Source organism: Halomonas sp. 7T (genome assembly GCF_025643255.1).
Taxonomy (GTDB): domain Bacteria; phylum Pseudomonadota; class Gammaproteobacteria; order Pseudomonadales; family Halomonadaceae; genus Vreelandella.
The window spans coordinates 1,871,117-1,891,234 of sequence record NZ_CP087112.1 but is presented as its reverse complement, the minus strand read 5'-3'; the positions used below and the strand labels follow the sequence as shown (position 1 = coordinate 1,891,234).

General features: G+C 53.4%; 18 protein-coding genes. 15 read left to right on the top strand and 3 right to left on the bottom strand.

The window, feature by feature from the left end:
- Nucleotides 1-7: 7 nt before the first annotated feature.
- The 7 genes from dnaX to LOS15_RS08750 are packed head-to-tail and all read left to right on the top strand — an operon-like array spanning nucleotide 8 to nucleotide 5,404.
- On the top strand, nucleotides 8-1,873 hold the full coding sequence (gene dnaX / locus LOS15_RS08780; RefSeq protein ID WP_263065309.1) for a DNA polymerase III subunit gamma/tau: 1,866 nt from the start codon (nucleotides 8-10) through the stop codon (nucleotides 1,871-1,873).
- Between the two features lie 51 nt (nucleotides 1,874-1,924).
- Nucleotides 1,925-2,251 (top strand): YbaB/EbfC family nucleoid-associated protein, encoded by a 327-nt coding sequence (locus LOS15_RS08775; protein ID WP_263065308.1) that lies wholly within the window; start codon nucleotides 1,925-1,927, stop codon nucleotides 2,249-2,251.
- A 3-nt stretch (nucleotides 2,252-2,254) separates the two neighbouring features.
- Entirely contained in the window at nucleotides 2,255-2,860 is a 606-nt protein-coding gene (recR, locus tag LOS15_RS08770; RefSeq protein WP_263065306.1) for a recombination mediator RecR, read from the top strand.
- Nucleotides 2,861-2,914: 54 nt separating this feature from the next.
- Nucleotides 2,915-4,048 (top strand): ribonuclease D, encoded by a 1,134-nt coding sequence (rnd, locus tag LOS15_RS08765; RefSeq protein WP_263065305.1) that lies wholly within the window; start codon nucleotides 2,915-2,917, stop codon nucleotides 4,046-4,048.
- The gene (locus LOS15_RS08760; RefSeq protein WP_263065304.1) at nucleotides 4,045-4,338 is read left to right on the top strand and encodes a YcgL domain-containing protein; all 294 of its coding nucleotides are present in this window, start codon (nucleotides 4,045-4,047) and stop codon (nucleotides 4,336-4,338) included. The genes rnd and LOS15_RS08760 overlap by 4 nt, the downstream gene beginning before the upstream one ends.
- Complete coding sequence (locus LOS15_RS08755; protein WP_263065303.1) at nucleotides 4,335-4,943, top strand: ACP phosphodiesterase; 609 nt, start codon at nucleotides 4,335-4,337, stop codon at nucleotides 4,941-4,943. Before LOS15_RS08760 ends, LOS15_RS08755 begins: the two co-directional genes overlap by 4 nt.
- 5 nt (nucleotides 4,944-4,948) lie before the next feature.
- Complete coding sequence (locus LOS15_RS08750) at nucleotides 4,949-5,404, top strand: YcgN family cysteine cluster protein (RefSeq protein ID WP_263065302.1); 456 nt, start codon at nucleotides 4,949-4,951, stop codon at nucleotides 5,402-5,404.
- Between the two features lie 55 nt (nucleotides 5,405-5,459).
- Here LOS15_RS08750 and LOS15_RS08745 read toward each other — a convergent pair whose 3' ends face one another.
- On the bottom strand, nucleotides 5,460-5,612 hold the full coding sequence (locus tag LOS15_RS08745; protein ID WP_263065300.1) for a hypothetical protein: 153 nt from the start codon (nucleotides 5,610-5,612) through the stop codon (nucleotides 5,460-5,462).
- 189 nt (nucleotides 5,613-5,801) lie between these two features.
- Entirely contained in the window at nucleotides 5,802-7,895 is a 2,094-nt protein-coding gene (locus LOS15_RS08740; RefSeq protein WP_263065298.1) for a S9 family peptidase, read from the bottom strand.
- A 62-nt stretch (nucleotides 7,896-7,957) separates the two neighbouring features.
- Between LOS15_RS08740 and LOS15_RS08735 the strand changes: the two genes are divergently transcribed.
- The 8 genes from LOS15_RS08735 to LOS15_RS08700 all read left to right on the top strand — a co-directional run bounded on the left by LOS15_RS08735 (nucleotide 7,958) and on the right by LOS15_RS08700 (nucleotide 19,038).
- Nucleotides 7,958-8,377 carry a hypothetical protein gene (locus tag LOS15_RS08735; RefSeq protein ID WP_263065297.1) on the top strand — a complete coding sequence of 140 codons (420 nt, stop codon included), beginning with the start codon at nucleotides 7,958-7,960 and terminating at the stop codon, nucleotides 8,375-8,377.
- Nucleotides 8,378-8,404: 27 nt separating this feature from the next.
- Complete coding sequence (locus tag LOS15_RS08730; protein WP_263065295.1) at nucleotides 8,405-9,184, top strand: class II glutamine amidotransferase; 780 nt, start codon at nucleotides 8,405-8,407, stop codon at nucleotides 9,182-9,184.
- 214 nt (nucleotides 9,185-9,398) lie between these two features.
- Nucleotides 9,399-11,069 (top strand): AMP-binding protein, encoded by a 1,671-nt coding sequence (locus LOS15_RS08725; RefSeq protein ID WP_263065293.1) that lies wholly within the window; start codon nucleotides 9,399-9,401, stop codon nucleotides 11,067-11,069.
- 111 nt (nucleotides 11,070-11,180) lie between these two features.
- Entirely contained in the window at nucleotides 11,181-15,209 is a 4,029-nt protein-coding gene (gene hrpA, locus LOS15_RS08720; protein ID WP_263069667.1) for an ATP-dependent RNA helicase HrpA, read from the top strand.
- Nucleotides 15,210-15,316: 107 nt separating this feature from the next.
- Nucleotides 15,317-16,438: a beta-ketoacyl-ACP synthase III gene (locus LOS15_RS08715; RefSeq protein ID WP_263065291.1), complete on the top strand. Its 1,122-nt coding sequence runs from the start codon at nucleotides 15,317-15,319 to the stop codon at nucleotides 16,436-16,438.
- 86 nt (nucleotides 16,439-16,524) lie between these two features.
- Entirely contained in the window at nucleotides 16,525-17,331 is an 807-nt protein-coding gene (locus LOS15_RS08710) for a VacJ family lipoprotein (RefSeq protein WP_263065290.1), read from the top strand.
- Between the two features lie 8 nt (nucleotides 17,332-17,339).
- Nucleotides 17,340-18,533: a response regulator gene (locus LOS15_RS08705; RefSeq protein WP_263065289.1), complete on the top strand. Its 1,194-nt coding sequence runs from the start codon at nucleotides 17,340-17,342 to the stop codon at nucleotides 18,531-18,533.
- Entirely contained in the window at nucleotides 18,523-19,038 is a 516-nt protein-coding gene (locus LOS15_RS08700; RefSeq protein ID WP_263065288.1) for an STAS domain-containing protein, read from the top strand. The genes LOS15_RS08705 and LOS15_RS08700 overlap by 11 nt, the downstream gene beginning before the upstream one ends.
- A 131-nt stretch (nucleotides 19,039-19,169) precedes the next feature.
- Here the strand turns inward: LOS15_RS08700 and tal are convergent, their stop codons facing one another.
- Nucleotides 19,170-20,108: a transaldolase gene (gene tal / locus LOS15_RS08695; protein ID WP_263065287.1), complete on the bottom strand. Its 939-nt coding sequence runs from the start codon at nucleotides 20,106-20,108 to the stop codon at nucleotides 19,170-19,172.
- Nucleotides 20,109-20,118 lie beyond the last annotated feature (10 nt).

Here is a 20,118-nt window from a genome sequence, read left to right as displayed (position 1 = left end):
CTGCTCAATGAGCTATCAGGTTCTGGCCCGCAAATGGCGGCCGCGCACATTCCACGAGCTCGTGGGCCAGGCCCATGTCCAGCGCGCCTTGGTCAATGCTCTTGATCAAGGCCGCTTACATCATGCTTACCTATTTACAGGTACCCGCGGTGTGGGTAAAACCACGCTGGCGCGTATCTTGGCGAAATGCCTGAATTGCACTGCCAATGGCCGAGGCGATGAAGGTATTACCTCCACCCCGTGTGGTCAGTGCGATAGCTGCAAGGCGATTGACGAAGGCCGCTTTGTTGACCTGATCGAAGTCGATGCAGCGTCACGCACGAAAGTGGAAGACACCCGTGAGCTGCTGGACAACGTTCAGTACGCGCCTACCCAAGGGCGCTATAAAGTGTACTTAATTGATGAAGTGCACATGCTCTCCACCAGCAGTTTTAACGCGCTGCTTAAAACGCTTGAAGAGCCACCGCCCCACGTTAAGTTTTTACTAGCGACCACCGATCCGCAAAAACTCCCTGCTACGGTGCTGTCGCGCTGTTTGCAGTTCACGTTGAAGCATATGCCCCCCGAGCGCGTGGTTGAGCATTTAACCTATGTGCTGGGTGAAGAGGGGGTCGGGTATGACGAGAGCGCGCTGTGGCTGCTAGGCAAGGCGGCCGAAGGCTCAATGCGTGATGCAATGAGCCTGACCGACCAAGCCATTGCCTTTGGCCAAGGCGCCGTGCGTCATGCCGATGTCGCCGCTATGCTGGGCACGTTGGATCATCGGCATGTCTTAGCATTAGTCGAGGCCTTGGCAGATGTCGATGTGCAACGGTTACTGGCAGAAGTTGCCCAGCTTTCAGAGCAAGGGCCTGATTTTGCGGCAGTGCTGGACGAATTAAGCGCCATTTTACACCGTTTGGCGGTGGCGCAAATGGTGCCCGATGCGGTGGATAACAGTCATGGTGATCGCGCGCTAATTCAGCAGTTAGCGAGCCGCTTTACCGCTGAAGATATTCAGCTCTATTACCAAATTGGCATCCAGGGCCGAGGCGATATGGTGCATGCGCCTGACCTGCGTAGTGCGCTGGAAATGACGCTGCTGCGCATGCTGGCGTTTCGTCCCCAAGGGGTTCCCAAGCCGCCTCGTGTGTCCTTGCCATTGCGCACAGAGCCTGCTGAAGACGTTAGTGGGGCAGCAGCGCAGTCAGCCTCTATGGGCGAGCCAGCCGCGCCAAAAAAGCCTGAACCTGCACCGCCAGTGGCCCAGGCTAATCCGCCTGCGCCGGCCGCTGTGCAGGAGGCGCCAACGCCAGAAGCCCCCGCTGAGAAAAATGAGCAAGCCCCGCCCTGGTCACTTGATGAAGTAGAAAACGCCGCCATGCTCTCTTCAGAGCCAGAGCCAGAGCCAGAGCCAGAGCCAGAGCCAGAGCCAGAGCCAGAGCCAGAGCCAGAGCCAGAGCCAGAGCCGCTTGCCGTTCATAACGGTAGCTTGTTTGATCATCGACAGTGGCTAGCGCAGTTTAATGCGTTAGGCTTGGGCGGTCTTACGCGTAATTTAGCAGCGCACTGCCAAGTCGAGAGTGACGATGGCAATACCCTGGTGCTCCGGCTAGACCCGGGTCAAGCTGCTATGAAGGCGGAAGTGCATCAAAGCCGCATCGAGAAAGCGCTTAAAGCACAGGGCGTCCCTCGTCGCATAGAGTTTACGGTAGCGGAACTGGCGGTTGATGTGGAAACGCCTCGTCAGCAAGAAGAGCGCCTCCATCAAGAGCGCCACGCGTTGGCTGTTGATCTACTGCATCGCGACCCCAATATACAGAAGCTACAGCAAGCCTTTGGGGCAACGCTGATAGAATCAACCGTTAAGCCAGCCTCTGACACACGGTCCTAGTCGGCTGTTTAACACTTTAAGCATATTTAATACCTTTCAGGAGATAACCGCATGTTCAAAGGTGGAATGGGCAACATCATGAAGCAAGCCCAAGAGATGCAGGAAAAAATGCAGCAGGTGCAAGAAGAGGTTGCTAAAGCTGAAGTGCAGGGTGAAGCGGGCGCCGGTATGGTAAAGGTCACCATGAATGGCCGCCACGACGTTAGCAACGTGACGATTGATCCGAGCGTCATGGAAGAAGATAAAGAGCTTTTGGAAGACTTACTTGCCGCTGCGGTAAATGATGCTGTGCGCAAAGTAGAAGTTAGCTCAAAGGCAAAAATGGAAGAAGCGACGGCCGGCTTGAACTTGCCGCCCGGTTTTAAGATGCCGTTTTAAACCATGCGATTTTCTCCGCTGGTAGAGCAGCTCATGGATGCTTTTCGTGTGCTGCCAGGCGTTGGGCCGAAAACGGCCCAACGCATGGCTATGCACCTTTTAGAGCGAGAGCGTCCAGGCGGGCAGCGGTTAGCTGCTATTATTCAGCAGGCCATCGAAGAGGTGGGCTATTGCCAGCGCTGTCGAACCCTGACAGAAGCGGATATCTGCGCTCTTTGCCAAAGCCCCCGACGTGATGTTGCGCTTTTGTGCGTGGTTGAGTCACCCGCTGACCAGCTGGCTATTGAAGAAGCTGGCGGATTTCAGGGCCGCTACTTTGTGCTGCATGGTCACCTGTCTCCGCTTGACGGCATTGGGCCGGATGCCATTGGTTTAGACGTGCTCGAAGCGCGAGTAGCGGAAGGTGCTATAAGTGAAGTGGTGCTGGCGACGAATCCCACGGTTGAGGGTGAGGCAACGGCTCACTATATTGCGTCGCAGCTTGCCCATTATGGCGTTAAATTCTCCCGGCTAGCGTATGGTGTACCCATGGGGGGCGAGCTTGAGTACGTGGATGGCGGTACTCTGAGCCGCGCATTTAATGGTCGCCAGCCCTTCGCCAGCGATTGACCCCTATAAAAGAACGCAAACGCTACGGCGGTTGTGCCAATCTGGAAGTGTCTCTTGTCCTCTTTAACTACTCCTTTATATCAATGGATTGATACCGCCGAAGCGCTTGACAACGCCTGCGCACAGGTTGCCGATGAACCGGTTGTCGCATTAGATACCGAGTTTTTTCGAGAAAACACGTTTTTTCCGGTGCCGGCGCTACTCCAGTTTACTGCGGGAGAGCAGGCCTACCTGGTAGACCCGCTGACCACGCCGTGTACTGACGCATTTCGCCAGCTCTTGCAAAACGACGCGATAAAGCTGCTGCATGCATGTAGTGAAGATCTGGAGGTGTTTCAGCACTGGGCGGGCGTATTGCCCACACCATTGGTTGACACGCAAGTCGCGCAGGCGTTTTTGGGTGAGAACCCAGGAATGGGTTACCAGAAACTTGTTGAGCTATGGATGGGCGAAACACTACCCAAAGAAGAAACGCGCTCCAATTGGCTGGTGCGTCCATTGACGTCTTCTCAGTGCGAATACGCGGCCCTGGATGTTATCTACTTGTTGAAAGTGTGGCAGCTGCAGTCAGAAAAACTTGAGCGGCTAGGGCGGCGGCCTTGGCTTGAGGAGGAGTGCGCGACGCTGATTGAGCAAGCGGGTAGAAGTGTCGAAAGTGATGGTCAATGGTTTACTCGCCACCGTCAGCTTTGGCGTCTTTCTCCGCGTCAGCTAGAAGCTTATCGCCTGATGACGATATGGCGTGAAGGCGAAACCCGTCGTAGAGATTTGCCGCGTAACTGGCTCGTCAGCGATAAGCTGTTGTTCGCCATAGCGGAAGCCATGCCCAAAAATCGCTATGAGCTGGCGGATGTTGAGGGTGTGAAACCAACGCTGGTTAAAAAAGAGGGTGATGCGCTGCTCGCTTTAGTAAAGCAGGCCCACCAATGTGATGAGAATGACCTTCCAGCGCCGTGGCCAGACCCTATGCAGCCAGCGTTTAAGCGGCGTTTTAAAGCCGTGAAAAAGGTAGTTACCGATAAAGCAGTCGCGTTAGGCGTGGCGCCGGAGCTGCTGCTTCGTCGTCGTGATATTGAAGCGATGGTGATGCAGCAGCTTGCCGGTGAATCGCTAACGCCCTTAAAAGGCTGGCGTGATGACTGTTTAAGCGAAGGCCTACGCCAAGCTATTAAGGAGGCCTCTCAGTGAGCGAAAAAATTCTCTGCGAAGTGTTTAAAAGCTCGCGTAAAGAAGAGATGTACCTTTACGTTGATAAGCGTAAAGGGTTAGCCCCGGTGCCTGACGTACTGATGGAAACCTTTGGCAAGCCTATTGCGGTTTTTACGATGATCTTAACGGCGGATAAGACGCTGGCGCGTGCCAGCGCAGAAGACATTATGGCCTCGATTAACGAGAAGGGGTTTTATCTGCAAACGCCCCCGGCAAAAGAAGCCTACTTATTGGATATTCATCGCGCCCACGTTAATCGTCAGCAATGAATTTTCTCGCCCACGCTTGGCTTGCTCATCACGGCAGTGATGCGTTTCTATATGGCAATCTCATTGCCGATGGCGTTAAGGGCAGTGACCTAAGCGATTGGCCTAACGCCGTGGCGAGCGGTATCCGCCATCATCGTCGAGTGGATGCCTGGGTGGATGCTCACCCAAGCGTATTAAACGCCAAGCAGCAGGCGCCAAATCATCAGCGGCGTTATGTGGGTATCGCCCTGGATATCGTCTGGGATCACTTTTTAGCTCGACGGCAGCTCGGTGATGACGATTACGAAGCGCTAGTGGAGCGCTGTTATCAGCTTCTTTCGGTAAGGCCCGCGCCTAACCGCCTCGCCACCATGGTACCGCTATTAGTGAAGCATGATTGGCTGAGGGGCTATGCGGATTTCGATTTTACCTGCCGAGCGATAGCGGGCGTTGGTAAACGCTTATCAGGCCCTAACCGTTTGGCTGAATTACTCCCTTGGCTTAATGAGAATTATGGCTGGCTGGAAAACGACTTTTATATGCTTTGGGAAGAGTGCGCGCGAACGCTGGGCTCCCTTGATATAGTGCCAGCGGAAAGGCAAACCCATAGTGACTTAGAAAGGTGATCGAGATGCCGTCCACGTTGCGCGAACGCTTTTGGGAAAACTACAGCCTCGACGAACTGACGCCCCAAGAGTGGGAAGCCCTGTGTGATGGCTGTGGTCAGTGTTGTCTGTTAAAGCTACATGATGACGAAACGCAAGAGCTGGCCATTTTGAACGTCGCCTGCCGCTTGCTGGATATCCAGAGCTGCCAGTGTAGCGACTATGCAAACCGTTTTGACAGCGTGCCAGACTGTACTCAGTTAACCCCCGCGCTGGTTAAAGAGTTTACCTGGCTGCCTCAGACCTGTGGCTATCGGCGGGTAGCCGAAGGCCGCAAGCTGGCAGGCTGGCACCCATTACTTAGCAATGACGCTGAGCGGGTACATAGAAAGGGCATCAGCGTGCGCGGCTTTGCCGTTTCTCAAGATGAAGTGCCTGAAGGGCGTTTAGAAGAGCACATAATCGCTGTACTTCCTATGTGATCTTTACCTTCACCTCGATCACCCTTGTGCTAACCAATGCGCTTCGTGAACTGTTTTAAACAGCCGGTTTACGCGGAGTGCTATCCCAAATTGTCAAAAAAGCTTCTTTAGCCGGAGCGGCGGTCTTTTTTACGCTGCTAGCCTGTGGGCGATTAGATGCTTTTGAAGGCGCGTCCCATATAGTAAGAAACTGTTCCTGGGTTTTCATACTGTTCTCCTGATGTTTGCTTAGTTGATAACCGGTCTAGCAATTAGACGTTGGTATATGTTCTGGGTGGCAGTATGGCGCAAAAATCATTTTATGGAAAGTGTTTCCATAAAATTGAGTATTGATATGCACGCTGAAAAAAAGCCCCTGGGCCTGCTATTCGCTTGCAGGGCGGGGCTTATTGCTTATTTAATCAGTCACGTACGGCGCCAGTCCTAACGCCCAAAGAATAAACGCGTCCTGGCGGGCAGTGTCTCGCCATGCTTTGAATCGACCTGAAGCGCCGCCGTGGCCGCTACTCATATCGGTATGCAATAAAATCGGTGCTTCACCCTGTTGAGCCAGAGACACGCGGGCATAGTATTTGGCCGGCTCCCAGTAGCTCACCCGCGTATCAAACCAGCTACCTTCGATCCATAGCGCCGGATAGCGCTGTTGGGTGATATTGTCGATAGGCGAATAGCGGGAAATGCGTTGTTCTACTTCAGGCTCCTCAGGATTGCCCCATTCGCTATATTCAGCGGTAGTGAGCGGCAGTTCGGGGTTTTGCATCGTTCGCAGCACATCTAAGAAAGGCACGTCGAGCACCGCCGCGCAGAACGCTTCAGGCGCGCGATTAAGGCAAGCGCCGACTAATAATCCGCCAGCACTAGCGCCACAAGCGACAATACCTTCAGGGTCACTCAGTTTTTCCGAAACCAACAGCTCACGCGCGGCCAGAAAGTCATTAAAGCTATTTTCTTTATGTGCCATTTTGCCCTTCAGGTACCAGGGCTCGCCGCGTTCGCCACCGCCGCGCACGTGGGCAACGGCAAAAGCCACGCCGCGTTCCAGAAGCTCTAGCCGGGCGATGGAAAACCAGGGATCTAGGGCTTCGCCGTAAGCGCCATAGCCGTAAAGTACGGTAGGCAGCGCTTGGTTGGCTAAATCTGCGCGTCTAACAACCGACACGGGCACCTGTTCGCCATCACCGCTGGTGGCCCACAAACGCTGGCAAACGAGCTGTTCCGGTAAAAGGTTTCCATAGACGGCAACACGTTTTAGTAATGTCCGCTCGCCGCTTTGAAGGTCAAGCGAAAACCAGCTGGGCGGCTGGGTGAATGACTCCTCCCTTAACCGTACCACCTGTGTATCAAAGTGAGGCGAGTCCTCCAGCAGCTGTGAACAGGGTGTTTCAGGTAGCGCAATATAGTCATCCACTTGCGCTTGTTGATGTTCATCAAGTACCAAGCGACGCAAAACTACCTGGGCTTCCTGGTGGCTACGCTCAGCCACTATCAGGCCCCAGGCAAAGGCATCGACCCCTTCTAAGGTTGCGTCATCGCGGTAGGTAATTAACGCCTGCCACGAAGCGGTGTCTTTACCGAGCTGCTCTTCAGTCAGGTGGTCGAGTTGAAAGTGGGGGCCGGTTTGATTTTGTAGCCGATAGAACACGCCGGGGCGATGATCGATAGTAACTTCAATGCCGGGTTGGCGGGTGTGTAGATAGACAGGTGTGGCCGCAGGGTTAGCGGCGGGCAGGGCGGCGATTTCGGTGGTATCTTTGGAGCCGCTGTCGATGAGCAGCCACTCTCTAGAACGAGTTTTGCCAATTCCAATCCAGAACTCTGGATCGTTCTCACGCATTACTAAGGTGGGCTCAGCAAGATGTTCGAGGGCCGAAAACGCTAGCCACACGCGCCAAATAGAATCTGGACGTTGGGTGTCGTCAAAGCGAGTGAAGAGAAGCGTGGCGCCTAGCGCTGTTTGATCTTCTGCCCAGCAAAGGCTAGGGCCAATGTCACTTATCAAGCGTTTCGGTTCGCCGTTAGGCAGTGCTTTTAGCCATAGCGTGAAGCGCTCATCTCCTTGGGTATCTTCGGTCCAAGCAAGCCACTGCTCATTGGGCGATAGTGCCATGTCGCCCATGTCATAAAAAGGATGGCCGGCCGCGCGTTCCCTAACATCTAAAAACAGTTCGCGCTTAAGCGGCTGTTCGTTTGGGTAGCGCCACCAGCAGGGGTAGTCATCCTCCGCGCCGGTTTCACTCCAAAACGTAAAGTAATCCAGCGCGGTTTCAAGACTGGTAACAGCCAGTTCGCGGCGCGCTAAATGGCTTTCATAAAGCGTATTCGCTAGCGGTGCTAGCGGCGCAAACCATTCGCTATGCTGCTGGTTGGCGGCATTTAAAAACTCGGCCACTTCTGGCGCTTCACGCGCCTCTAGCCAGTGCCATTGTGGGTCGTTAGCGCGATAATAGCGCGCAGCGGGTGAGCCTTGGTGAATGCCGGGCTGTGCTTTCATAAATTGACAGGTACCATAACGGGAAATCAACGTCGGGTGAGACCACCCACATGAGGGGTATTATGCTGTTTGCAAACTCAATGTCACTGATGTGGCTAAGTTATTACGGCCTTTCGTTAATAGTGCTCATCGCCGTGTACTTTGCATTGGCATGGTTGCCGCGCCTGCCGCGGTTAGTGATGACATGGATAGTAGCCGGTGCCATGTGGATGCCAGCGCGTTTTCGTTTGCCGTTAGTGGAAGAAGGGGAGTTCTACACGGGCTGGGCGCCTGCAGCGATGGTCTCGGCAGTTGGCGTTTTAGAGGGCGGCGGCTCGGGGCTGCGTGATGGGCTGCTGTGGTTAATTTTAGGTATGGCGTTAGGCGCCTGTGTGGGCATAGCGCTTTGGTGGTGGCGTCGCCCACAAAATATTGAGGAAGTGCCACCGCCGCGTGAGGTTGAAGAAGAGCCTACCCGTCGTCGTGAGCCGGTGATTAATTAAAAATTAGCCCAGCCTAGGAGGCGATGAATGTGTGAGCTGCTGGGCATGAGTGCCAATGTACCGACCGACATTTGCTTTAGCTTTTCAGGCTTTTTACACAGGGGCGGAGGGACTGGCCCGCACCGAGATGGTTGGGGAATTGCGTTCTACGAAGAGGGTGGATACCGCGAGTTTCGTGATCCGCACCCTTCAGTAGACTCGCCGATTGCGCGATTAATTTGCGACTATCCCATCAAGTCTAATGTGGTCATCAGCCACATTCGCCAAGCGAATGTGGGCGGCGTACGCCTGGCCAATACCCACCCTTTCACGCGGGAGATGTGGGGGCGACCCTGGTGCTACGCCCATAACGGCCAGTTAACGGATTGGCAGCAGCTTCCCCTGGGGGTTTATACCCCCGTTGGTACGACGGATAGTGAACATGCTTTTTGCTGGTTAATGGGAGAGCTTCGGCGTGCTTTCCCAACACCGCCTGCAGCCGCTGAGCGTGTGTGGGAGTGCTTACATACGCTCTGTGAGCAGCTTCGTGGGCTTGGAGTATTTAACTTGCTGCTGTCTGATGGTGTTTATCTTTACTGCTATTGCTCAACAAAACTTGCTCACATCACGCGCCGTGCGCCCTTTGGAGAAGCCGAGCTTTCCGATGCGGAGATCACTGTGAATTTTATTGAGCACACCACGCCTAATGATGTTGTGTCCGTCATGGCGACGGAGCCGTTGACTCAAAACGAAGCGTGGGAGCGAATGCAGCCCGGCGAGCTTTTGGTTTGGCGAGAAGGAGAAATACAGGCCCGTTATTGTCCATAATGACTACTCATAAGAGTAACAATCGCTACAGTAGTAATAGCAGTTAGGAAAAGGGAGCGCTGTTGATTGAGGTGCACGGCTATAAGCTAAAGTTGAAACGTAAGTTTCAATCGATCGTTTTACAGCGGGGTGCTCGTCGTATATCGTTGCCCTTTTAACCTCGCGACAATAACAAGGTCGGTCATATCATCGACACGGATAGCGGAGATTGCCCATGAGCGAATACGCCAATGCCCCCATTTTACGTGGCCCAGCGCTTGAAGGGTTGGATCAATATGATTCAGTCACTGATGTTTTCCATAAAGCGGTAAAGCGTTTCAACGATAAACCGGCGTTTACCTGCATGGGAAAAACGCTCACCTTTGCCGACCTTGATCGCCTTTCAGCGGACTTCGCCGCATGGTTACAGCATGAGACGGATCTTGAACCGGGTGATCGGATTGCTATCCAGCTGCCAAACGTGCTCCAGTTCCCCGTAGCGGTGTTTGGCGCCCTACGGGCAGGGTTGGTTGTGGTCAACACCAACCCGCTTTACACCGAGCGGGAGATGGCACATCAGTTCAAAGACTCCAACGCCAAGGCCATTGTTATCTTGGCCAATATGGCAGATAAGTTAGAAAAAGTGCTCGATAAGACGGATATCAAGCACGTGCTGGTGACTCAGCTGGCGGATCTTCATGATGTGCCAAAGCGCTGGCTGATCAATGCTGTAGTGAAGCATGTTAAAAAGATGGTGCCTGCCTACTCGCTACCCAGTGCCATCGGCTTCCGTGATGCGCTTAAAAAAGGTGCCTCGTTAAGCCACACTGACGTGAGCCGCACCCAGAGCGACTTGGCAGCGCTTCAGTATACGGGTGGTACGACGGGTATGCCCAAAGGGGCGATGCTCACTCACTGCAATCTAATCGCAAATATGCTCCAAGCGCGTGCAGCGATTGGAGAGCATTTAACCGATGGTGAAGAGCTAGTGGTTGCACCGCTGCCGGTTTATCACATCTACACCTTTACTGTTAACTGCCTGTTTTTAATGGAAACCGGTAATCATTCGCTACTGATAACCAATCCGCGTGATCTGCCCAGTTTTGTCAAAGAGCTGAAAGGACTACCTTTCACCGGGTTTATTGGGTTGAACACGCTATTTAACGCGCTATGTAACCGGGATGATTTTAAGCAGTTAGATTTTTCCAAACTCAAGCTGACTATTTCAGGTGGTATGGCGCTGACGAAAGCAGCTGCCCAGCGGTGGGAAGAAACCACCGGTTGCCCAATTGCAGAAGGCTATGGATTAACCGAAACGTCTCCCATTGTGAGCTTTAACCCAACCAATGCTATTCAGTTGGGGAGTATTGGTAAGCCTGTGGCAGGCACCTCTGTCAAAGTGGTTGATGCAGATGGCAATGATGCCCCGCTAGGCGAGCCGGGTGAACTGTGTGTGCAGGGTCCGCAGGTCATGAAAGGCTATTGGCAGCGCGAAGAAGAGACGCGCAATTCCATTGATGAGGATGGCTGGTTCCATACGGGTGATATCGCGGTGCTTCAAGACGATGGCTACATTCGCATCGTTGACCGCAAAAAAGATATGATTCTTGTTTCCGGTTTCAATGTTTATCCTAACGAAGTTGAGGATGTCGTTGCCGCCCACCCAGATGTGCTTGAAGCTGCAGCGGTGGGCGTGCCTGATGAAAATGCAGGGGAAGCAATCAAGCTCTTTGTTGTCTCGAAGAATAGCCAGCTGGATGCGGAAACGCTGCGCAGCTGGTGTAAAAAAGAGCTTACGGGCTATAAAGTGCCGAAGTACGTTGAGTTTCGCGATGAGTTGCCTAAAACCAATGTGGGTAAAGTGCTGCGTCGTCAGTTGCGGGATGAGGAAACCAACGCTAGCTAACCACTGTTAAGCTTGTAATGAGCGCGTGCTCAGCCGCGGTTAGGCGTCACGTTGCTGAAAGCGTTACAATGGTCGGCCTGCTCAAACGAGCGGGCCGATTTTTTTAATGTGATGGAAACCGAGCCAAACGTGACCACCGACACGCACTCCCCCCGCACAGAAGCCCAGCAACTCACTGCACTTAACGAGGCGTTGAGCCATGTAATGCTGCGTGATGCTCAGCGTTTAGAGCGTCGTGTCGCTGGTTTAAAGCGTCGCTTACGTGACAACAAGCCCATTGACCGTGGCTTGCATGAGGTGCAGCGCGATATAGATAAAGCCAAGCAAATCTTCAAATTGCGCGCCGCTCAGCCTGTGGTGTTGAACTACCCCGCAGAGTTGCCGGTTGTCGAGCGCCGCGAAGATATTTTTAACGCCATTCGTGATCATCAGGTGGTTGTTGTAGCAGGGGAGACGGGGTCAGGCAAAACCACCCAGCTACCCAAAATATGCCTAGAACTGGGCCGTGGCCGCCGTGGGCTGATTGGTCATACACAGCCTCGTCGTTTAGCCGCACGAAGCGTGGCCACACGGTTGGCGGAAGAGCTGAACGTATCGCTAGGTGAGCAGGTGGGCTACCAGGTACGCTTTACTGACCAAAGCACGCCCACTACGCTGGTTAAGCTAATGACAGACGGTATCTTGTTAGCCGAAACCCAGCACGACCCGCTGCTGCTACGCTACGACACGCTGATTATTGACGAGGCCCACGAACGCAGCCTAAATATTGATTTTCTGCTTGGCTACCTTAAGCGGCTCTTGCCCCAGCGCCCTGACCTTAAAGTGATCATTACCTCGGCAACCATCGACGTTGACCGATTTGCAGCCCACTTTGGCAGTGAAGCAAAAAGCGCTGAAGGGCATAGTAAAAAGCCCGCGCCTGTGGTTGAGGTTTCCGGTCGAACATATCCTGTTGACGTATTTTATCGCCCGTTAGTGCGAGATGAAGAGGATGAAGAAGACCGCACACTGCAAGAGGGCATACTGCACGCGGTTCAAGAAATTGAGCGTATTGAGCGTGAAAAAGGTTGGCTGCATGGCCCGCGGGATGTGCTGGTATTTCTCCCCGGCGAGCGGGAAATTCGTGAGACCGCTGACACCTTACGGCGTGCCGACTTAAAAGGCACCGAGATATTGCCGCTCTATGCGCGCCTATCCAATGAAGAGCAAAACCGAGTGTTTGCGCCTCATCGTGGCCGGCGTATTGTGCTTGCGACCAACGTGGCCGAAACCTCGCTGACGGTGCCAGGCATTCGCTATGTCATCGACCCAGGCCTTGTGCGCATAAGCCGCTATAGTTACCGCTCAAAAATTCAGCGGTTGCCTGTGGAGCCCATTAGCCAGGCCAGCGCCAATCAGCGCAAAGGGCGCTGTGGACGGGTAGCCGAGGGCGCGTGTATTCGGCTATACGATGAGGAGGATTACCTCTCACGCCCGGCGTTTACCGACCCAGAAATACAGCGCACCAATTTAGCTTCCGTGATTCTTTCCATGCTGGCGTTAAAGCTGGGCCATATTGAAGATTTCCCCTTCGTTGACCCGCCGGATAGCCGCTTCATTAAAGATGGTTTCCGACTGCTCTTTGAACTGGGCGCCGTGGACGAGCAGCAACATCTTAGCCCGTTGGGTAGAAAGCTAGCCAAACTGCCCATTGATCCGCGTTTGGCGCGAATGGTGTTGGCGGGAGCCGAGCAGGGCAGCCTTCGCGATGTGTTGATTGTCGTATCGGCGCTGGCGATTCAAGACCCGCGTGACCGCCCAGCGGATAAACGCCAAGCCGCGGATCAGGCCCACCAGCGCTGGCATGACCCAGACTCCGACTTTGTCGCCTTGCTAAATTTATGGCACGGGATTGAAAACGCCCGCGAGGCGTTGTCAGGAAACCAGTTACGTCGCTGGTGTCGCGACCATTACATTAATTACCTGCGGGTCCGCGAATGGCACGACACCTTTCGTCAACTGCGCCAGTTGCTGCGTGATATGGAGATTGATGTGCCCGCGCCACTGCCGCGCAATGACGAGGAAAGTGAGGAGCAGGCCAAGCAAGCACGCCGTAAAACCTCCGGTAAACTGCATCAGGCGCTGCTGTCTGGGTTGTTATCCAACGTAGGCACGCTGCTTGAAAATCGCGAGTACTTGGGGGCTCGAAACCGGAAATTTATGATTCATCCAGGCTCTGGGCTGGCAAAAAAGACACCTAAATGGGTAATAGCGTTTGAGCTGATTGAAACGACCAAACTCTTTGCACGGACGGTGGCTAAAATCGAGCCGCAGTGGATCGAGCCGCAGGCTGCGCATCTAGTAAAGCGCAGCTATAGCGAACCCCATTGGGAGATGAAGCGTGCTCAGGTGGTGGCTTTTGAACAGGTCACGCTATTTGGCTTGCCCATTGTCGCTCGGCGCCGGGTGCATTACGGCCCCATCGCCCCCCGAGAGTCGCGGGAGCTGTTTATACGCCGCGCCCTGGTAGAGGGTGAGTTTCAAACTAAGGGTGAGTTTTTTGCCCACAACCGTGCGCTGGTTGAAGAGGTTGAAGCACTTGAAGACCGTGCCAGGCGTAGGGATATCCTGGTAGACGAAGAGGAACTCTTTGCGTTTTATGACGAGCGCCTGCCCGAACACATTGTTAATGGTAAAGGGTTTGAGCATTGGCGTAAGCAAGCCGAGCGTGAAGACCCAGCGCTACTTAAGTTTGATATCCAGGCGCTGAAAGCGCGCCACGCGGACGATGTGACGCAAGCACACTATCCGGATCATCTGGTGTTAGCGGGTGTTGCTTATCCGCTGAGCTATCATTTTGACCCCAATGCCGAAGATGATGGCGTGACCATCACCGTTCCCGCGGCCATGTTGCCTCAACTTCCGGTTCACGCCCTTGAATGGCTGGTGCCTGGGTTGCTGCGCGAAAAATGTATTGCGCTGCTCAAGTCGCTGCCCAAAAGTATTCGTCGTCAGGTAGTGCCAATACCCGATTGGGTCGATGCAGCGCTGGAAATGCTGGTGCCTGATCAACGTCCGCTGACCGAAGCGCTGGCTGAATTTATTCGCCGCCGTTCAGGTACGCGGGTACACCCAGATGACTGGCGCCTAGATTTGCTTGAGCCCCATCTCCTTATGAATATTAAAGTAGTGGATCATTCGGGGGAGCTGTTGGGGCAGGGGCGTGACCTGCGAGCGCTTGAAAAACGCTTTGAAGCCGCAGCGAGTGCTGGTGCTCAGGCACTTTCGGAGCAGGCCAGTCAAGCGCCTGCCCTGGATGGATTGCCGGATGAGCCACTGCCTGAATCCCGTGTCACTACCCAGGCAGGTATTCGGGTGGAGGCGTATCCGGCGCTAGTCGCCAATGAAAAAGATTTTAAAGTAGCCCTTTTTGATCATCCTGCAAAAGCAGAAGCTGCTCATCAAGAAGGGGTCGCACGTTTAGCGATGGCCAAGCGTCCTGAACAGGTCAAAGCCATTAAGCGACTGCCGGATGTGGAAAAGTGCGCGCTGCTATTTGCCAAAGTGGGTAGTAAGCAAGCGTTGATCGATGATTTACTGCTGGCAGTGTTCACGCAGGTAGTCGCTCAGCACCCTCTGCCCCGCTCAGCAAGTGCGCTTGACGAACGCTTAAGAGCCACTGAGTCTGAACTGCTTGATCATGCCAGCGCGCTGCTGAAGGACGTTGAAGCTGCCTTAAAGGGGCACTTAGCAGTGAGTAAGATCCTTAAAGGAAAGCTTAACTTTGCGTTAGCGCTGGTCTACAGCGATGTGAGTGCGCAGATGCAGCGGCTCGTTTACCCAGGCTTTATTCGGGACGCAGGCGAGTGGCTTACAGAGTACCCGCGCTATACCGAAGCGGCGCTTATCCGGCTTGAAAAAGCGGCCCGTGAACGTGGTCGTGACCAAATGATGATGCACGATGTCCAAGCGCTGGAGGCCCGTTTCGATGCTCGTCGCAAAAGCGAGCGCCGAGGCGACACAGAAGACCCCGCATTAGTCGCATTTGGATGGTGGATTCAAGAGCTTAGGGTCTCGTTATTTGCACAACAGCTTGGCACCAAAATACCGGTATCGGTTAAGCGCCTTGAAAAGCGCTGGGAAGAGATAATTAGCGTTTAGAGCTTCGCTGGTACAGCACGCTTTTTACGCACACAGTAATACAACTAGTAAGCTTGCGGTTATGGTCGCGGACAGCAGTGATAGCAGGCTACTTAAAGGAGAGTTGCATGACGAATGTGGTGATAACCGGTACAGGGCTATATACGCCGGAACACGCCATCGGTAATGAGGCCTTGGTTGGCGCATTTAATGCTTGGGTCGATAGCCAGAACTTGCGCAATGCCGAGGCTATTTCGCGCGGAGAGCAATCACCACTCGCGCACTCCAGCAGTGAGTTCATTGAAAAAGCGTCTGGCATTAAAAGCCGCTATGTATTGAATGCGTCCGGTATCCTTGACCCTGAACGGATGCGGCCTAAGCTGCCCGAACGACGCAATGACGAGCCCTCGATTCAGTGCGATATGGCCACTAAAGCGGCCTATCAAGCGTTAGAGGCTGCTCAGGTGGCGCCCGGTGATATAGAGCTGGTCATTGTTGCCTGCTCTAACTTAGAGCGCGCCTATCCAGCCGTTGCTGTAGAAGTTCAGCAAGCGCTGGGCACAAGCGGCTATGGCTTTGATATGAACGTCGCTTGCAGCTCGGCCACATTTGCACTCGAAACCGCAGCCAATGCGATTGCCTCGGGTAGTGTAAAAAGAGCGCTGGTGGTTAATCCTGAAATTTGCTCAGCGCATCTAAACTTCACAGATCGTGACAGCCACTTTATTTTCGGCGATGCTTGTACGGCTATGGTACTGGAAAGTAGTGCCTGTGCTGTGGCTGAGCAGCGCTATGAGATACTGGGTACACGGCTAGTGACGAAGTTTTCCAATGCTATCCGCAACAATGCCGGTTTCTTGAATCGTGTTACTGATAGCGATCCTCTCGCACTTGACAAGCTGTTTGTGCAAGAAGGACGGCGAGTATTCAGAGAAGTCTGTCCGATGGTGGCACAGCTCATTACGGATCATTTGGCGTCGTTAGAACTTGCGGGTAGTGACCTAACGCGGATGTGGTTACATCAAGCTAATCGCCATATGAATGACCTTATCGCGCGAAAAGTGTTAGGGAGAGATCCTAGTGAAGAGCAAGCGCCGATCATTTTAGATCGCTATGCAAATACCAGTTCGGCAGGCTCGATTATTGCTTTCCACCTTCATCGCGATCACTTTGCATCCGGTGACATTGGCGTTATTTCTTCTTTTGGTGCAGGCTACAGCGCCGGTAGTGTGGTCATTCGTCGCCAGTAAACACCAACGGATGCATGCTTCTATGCGTCAGAGGCATCAAAAGACGGTCATTAAAGAGGCGTTAAAACGTTGAGAGAGGAACTAACATGCTGAGGTTGTTAGCCAAGCAAGCGTCTGCAAGCTGCATGCGCCAAGGAGTGTTGCCTATATTGCTGCTAGCCACGCTAAGCATGGGGGGCTGTGCGAGTACCAGTGTCAACACGGCAGAAGCAGAAGAGGCTCACCCTGAAGATCCTTGGGAAGGCTTTAACCGCCGTGTATTTGCCTTCAACGACGTGCTAGACCGCTACGCGCTAAAGCCAGTAGCTAAAGGTTACCGCAGTGTGACCCCAGAGCCGGTGCAAACAGGGGTGGGTAATTTCTTTTCCAACTTGGGAGAGGTGCGTACCGCTATTAATAGTCTTTTGCAGGGCAAGCCGGCTAATGCGGGTTTAGCGACTTCACGGTTTTTGATTAACTCAACCGTCGGTGTGGGCGGCTTGTTAGATTATGCCACACACATGCAAATTACCGCTGATGAAGAAGATTTTGGTCAAACGCTAGCTGTCTGGGGGTGGGATGACTCGCGCTATCTCGTGGTTCCGCTGTTGGGGCCCAGTACACTGAGGGATACCACTGGCTTCCCACTCGATATTGCAGCTCATCCGATTACCTATATGGATGACCATCAGCTACGCGCTGGTTTGGCGGCGCTGGATATTATCCATTTGCGCGCTGGTCTACTAGACCAAGAATCGCTGATTCGTGGAGATCGTTATCGGTTTATCCGTGATGCATATTTGCAGCGCCGTCAATTCCTGGTGAATGATGGTGAGCTGGGCGATGATCCTTTCGCCATGGATGATTTTGAATTCGACGCGACAGACTTTGGTGACGACGATTTCGCCGATTGAGGCCTAGCATGGATCATACCAAGCAGTTGATCGCGGTAATTGATGAGCCGGGGCCTGAACGTAATGCACTGGCACAAGCGATTACCTGTGATGGAATGTCGGTGTTTGCAGCAGAAAATATTGAGCAATTACCCGCAGAGACAGCACTGATCGTGGCACACGCACGTGCAGTGCCACGTCAGCAGTGGTCGCAACTTACGTTATGCTTGCCGACCCTGGTGGTAAGCGACACCCGACAAGATGCTGATCTGATCAAAGCGATTGATGTAGGGTTAGTGGATTATATTGTTCATCCGCTGCGCCATGCCGAACTGCTTCGTCGCATGATTCGTAAAGCGATTGAGCTGCATCAGCTTGCACTAGAGCGGGATCGTGACCGAGTGCGATTAGCTGAGCTTAACGAGAGTTTAGAGACGCATTTGGCTTTGCTCCGTATGGATCAGCAGAGCGGCGGTCATATTCAGCGACGTCTTCTGCCAGTGCGCCCCAAAGTTATCAACGGGGTCTATTACGACTACTGGTTTGCTCCCTCTCTCTATTTGTCAGGCGATTTTCTTGATTACCAGCGCTATAACGAACGCTATAGTGCCTTCTATTTTGCCGATGTGTCTGGGCATGGAGCGTCGTCTGCGTTTGTTACCGTATTGCTAAAGTATCTCTGTAATCGTTGGCTTAGCGAGTGGGATGGGCAGCAGCCTGAGCAATTGGCGCCTAACTGGCTAGCCGCTTTGAACCGGGAGCTGCAGGATACCGATATCGGTAAACACGCGACCTTATTTGTGGGGGTTATTGACCATGAGGCCAAGACTCTGCACTATTCGCTCGGAGCACAGCTGCCGATGCCGTTACTGGTAACAGAGAATTCTCTAGTGCGATTAACCGGGGAGGGAATGCCGGTAGGTCTTTTCCCTGATGTGGAGTATCCTGCACTCAGCTGTGCGTTACCCTCTGAGTTTCAGCTATGGCTATGTTCAGATGGGGTATTGGAATGCCTGCCGGGTAAAACGCTCGACACGCGGCTCAAGGAACTCGAGCAACTAGTAAGCGAAAGTGTCACGCTTGAGCAGTTGCGCGACCGGCTAGCCCAGACGAATGCCCTTCTGTTAGAAGGAGATGCAGACGATGAGGCGAACCAAGACCGCGATGCTTTGCCCGATGATCTAACAATCATGATGGTGAGCGGATTTGGTCATGCTGATTGAAGAAGGCCGTCTTAAGGCGGCGTTCGACTCCGGTGTTTTTGTGTTAAAACTGTGTGGTGATGTGCGCTTAACGCTATGTGCGACGCTTGATACTCAAGCGCAACGCCTTGCTGAAACGCCAGGATTGCAGGCGGTAATGATTGACTTGCGCGAAGCCACCAACGTGGACTCCACCGCGTTAGGCTTTCTTGCTAAAGTGGCGATGGCGGTAAAAGGTCGCTTAGAGCATCCTCCTACCATCATTGCTGATAATCCAGATGTTCGGCAAATGCTCGATGTCATGGGGTTTGCGCGCTTTTTCACGCTGATGGAAGCGCCTTTGCAGCAGGAGTCGAAACTAACCACGTCGCTAGAAGACTTGCCTGCTGAACCGGCAGACGAGGAAGGGTTGCGTGAGCGCATTTTAGAGGCCCATCGAATTCTAATGCACATGAACGAGCATAACCGTGAACAGTTTCAACCGCTGGTGGAAATGCTGGAGGCGCAAAACTCAACGGTGCACTGAGACGCTTCACGATAAGGCCGAGAAGTGTTGAGTTTTCAATACAAAAGGCTCTCTAGGATTTCCTTAGAGAGCCTTTTCGATTTTGATGCGTGGCGCGTTACCAACTTCGCAAAGAGAGATAAACCATCGAGTTAATGGCTGCGAAGCGTGCTCAGCAGCTCTTCGAGTTTGCGTTGGTCGGCCATGAACTTGCGGATACCTTCTGACAGTTTGTCTGTCGCCATCTCGTCTTCATTCATTGCCCAACGGAAATCTGCCTGTGATAGTGCGTCACTGGGTGCTTTATTAGACGCTTGAGCTATGAGCTGCTGTGGCAATTCTCCTTGAAGCTCGTCTAGCTCTTTGAGCAGGGCCGGGGAGATCGTCAACCGATCACAGCCGGCGAGTGCCTGAATTTCACCAATATTTCTAAAGCTAGCGCCCATGACGATGGTGGGGTAGCCGTGGCCTTTGTAGTAGTCATAAATGCGCTTAACAGACTGTACGCCTGGATCATTGGCACCGCTAAAATCCGTCTCGGGGTGTTTGGCTTTATGCCAGTCAAGAATACGGCCTACGAAGGGTGAAATAAGCGTTGCGCCAGCATCTGCGCAGGCCTGCGCTTGGGCAAAACCAAATAGCAGGGTGAGGTTGGTGCGAATACCGTCGCGCTCTAGCTGGCGAGCCGCTTGTATGCCTTCCCAGGTCGAGGCCATTTTGATCAAAATACGCTCTGAACCCACTCCCTTCTGGGCGTAACGCTCAATCAGCGAGTGTGCTTTAGCAATGGTGGCCTCTTTGTCAAAAGATAAGCGAGCACTTACTTCGGTGGAAACGTAACCTGGCACCAGTTCACTGATTTCACTGCCAATATCGACAGCGACGCGATCAACGGCCTCGTCGAGACCGTTGCTCTCCTTAGCAATACTGGCAAGACGTGCGCGCCTATCTTCTTGCTGGGCAGCTTGCAGAATAAGCGACGGGTTCGTAGTGGCGTCCTGCGGTTGAAAGCGTCGAATTGCCTCAAGATCGCCGGTGTCAGCCACCACGGTCGTCATTTCTTTTAACTGCATCAGTAGGCTAGTGGCCATGTGTAGCTCC